The organism is uncultured Roseovarius sp. (assembly GCF_913054395.1).
In the GTDB taxonomy this organism is placed as follows: Bacteria; Pseudomonadota; Alphaproteobacteria; order Rhodobacterales; family Rhodobacteraceae; genus Roseovarius.
Genome location: NZ_CAJXIP010000258.1, coordinates 1 through 2,412 on the forward strand (window position 1 = coordinate 1; position 2,412 = coordinate 2,412).

The window sequence follows — 2,412 nt, forward strand, 5'->3', positions numbered from 1 at the left end:
CGCGTGAAGGCGCGAAAGTCGTGTGCGCCGATATCAATCTGGAAACGGCGCAACGCGCCGCCGATGCGCTGGAGGGCAACGGCTTGGCGCTGCGGTTCGATGCCGCCGATGCCGACAGAATCGAGGCGATGGTGACCCAGACGGTCGAGCACTTCGGTCGGCTGGACATTCTGCACAACAACACCGCGATCACCGACCCGCAGACTCACGGCCAGGACCTCAGTCTGCTGGAAATACCCATGGAGGTATGGCGCAAAACCCTGGACGTGAACCTGACCGGCTACATGCTGGCCTGCCGGTTCGCCATCCCCCACATGATCGAAGCGGGGGGCGGGTCGATCATCAACACCGCCTCCGGCTCCGGCACCAAGGGCGACCTGGTGCGAATCGCTTACGGCACCAGCAAGGCTGCGATCATCAATATGACGCGCCACATCGCGACGCAATACGGTCGCCAAGGCGTGCGCTGTAACGCCATTGCACCGGGGGTCATCGTTACGCCTGCGATGGAGGCGACGGCTCCGCAGATCCTTGCCTTTGCGAGCAAGTACGTCCTGACCAAACGCCTCGGCACGCCTGAGGATATAGCGGCGCTGACCGCTTTTCTCGCGTCCGACGAGTCCGGCTACATCACAGGCGAATGCATCGAGATCAATGGTGGCAAGAACAGCTGTCAGCCGCATTTTGCCGAGCTGTATCAACAGACCCGGCAGACCTCGGACTGAACCGGCGTACGGGGCAGCACCCTCATCTCGATCAGTTTCAGAAACAACGGAACCTACAAGAATGAATGACAATCCGGTGATTGAAAAAGACGTAGTCGTCGTCGGCTCTGGCGGCAGCGGCATGACGGCCGCGATCGTCGCCGCAACCCAGGGCCTCGACGTACTGCTGGTAGAAAAGACCGGGCTGTTCGGCGGCACCACCGCGCTTTCCGGCGGCGGCATCTGGGTGCCGTGCAATACCCAGGCGGCCGAGGCCGGTTTGAAAGATGATCCAGAGCAAGCCTTCGCTTACGTTCAGGAAGTGGTGGGGCCGACACTGCGTACCGATCTGCTGCGGGCTTTTCTTGATGCCGCGCCGCGCATGGTCGATTACCTGCACGCGCGTACCTCGGTACGTTTCGCCGTGCAGCGCGGCTTTGCCGACTGGCATCCGCAGGCCAAGGGCTTTTCCGCCGATGGCCGTTTGCTTTGCCCGGTGGAATATGACGGTCGTGAGCTGGGCGAATACTTCGACCAATTACGGCCCCCGCTGACTGAATTCAACGCGCCGGGCGGCATGATGTTCGGCATTGGCGACATGCCGCACATCGCCAAGGTCACCACGTCGTTCACCTCGTTCAAACACATCGCCAAGTTGGCGGTGCGCTTTGGCGTGGATCGGCTGAGCTATTCGCGCGGTACGCGGCTGACCATGGGCAATGCCATGGCTGCCCGGCTGCTGCGCTCGGCGATCGATGCCGGGGTGGAGCTGTGGAAAGACACGCCCATGCGCAGCCTGATCCACGAGCATGGCGCGATCAAAGGCGTGGTTGTCGAGCGCGACGGCAAACCGGTGGAAATTCGCACACGCCGTGGCGTCGTGCTGGCCACCGGCGGTTTTTCCGCCAATCCGGACATGCGCAAACAGTACATTCCGTTTGCCGAACACCATGTGTCGCTGGTGCCGGAGGGCAATACCGGCGACGGTTTGCAGCAAGCCCGCGACGCTGGCGGCCGCTTCGATGGCGAAAACCTGAGCAATGCCGGCTGGGTGGTGGTCTCGCTGCTGAGGAAGCCCGACGGCGGAATACGCAAATTTCCGCACCTTTATATGGATCGCGGCAAGCCAGGCTGCATTGCGGTCAACCGGGACGGTAGGCGTTTCGGTAACGAGGCGGCGACCAACCTGGTGGAGCCCATGCACCGCACCGGCTCTGTGCCGGCGCACCTTGTATGCGACCACCCGTTCATCAAGAAATACGGCCTGGGCCTGGTGCGCCCGGGCGGCTTTGGGCTGAAAGGGCTGATCGCCGCCGGCTATATCCTCACCGAGCCGACCCTCGATGCGCTTGCCGCGCGTATCGGTGTCAATCCCGGCAACCTCGCCGACACCGTCGCGCGCTTCAACCAGCAAGCCGCCCGGGGTGTGGATGATGACTTCGGGCGTGGACGGGACAAGGCCGATATGCCTCTGGGCGATCCCAACCACACCCCCAATCCCTGCCTCGGGCCGATTCAGCAAGGGCCGTTCTATGCCGTGCAGATATTTCCCGGCGATTCCACCACCACGGTCGGCCTGCGCATAGACGGCAAGGCGCGCGTGCTGGACGGGAACGACCAGCCGATTCCCGGTCTGCACGCGGTGGGTCTGGACATGAACTCGCTATGGCGGGGCCGCGCGCCGGGCAACGGCGCGAACAATACGCTC

Annotated in this window: 2 protein-coding genes; both read left to right on the forward strand. The window is 63.1% G+C overall.

The window, feature by feature from the left end:
* A partial coding sequence (locus tag QZ522_RS18990; protein WP_294615324.1) for an SDR family NAD(P)-dependent oxidoreductase occupies positions 1-725 on the forward strand: 725 nt, incomplete at its 5' end.
* 61 nt (positions 726-786) lie between these two features.
* The coding region (locus QZ522_RS18995) for an FAD-dependent oxidoreductase (protein ID WP_294615327.1) at positions 787-2,412 on the forward strand (1,626 nt) is incomplete at its 3' end.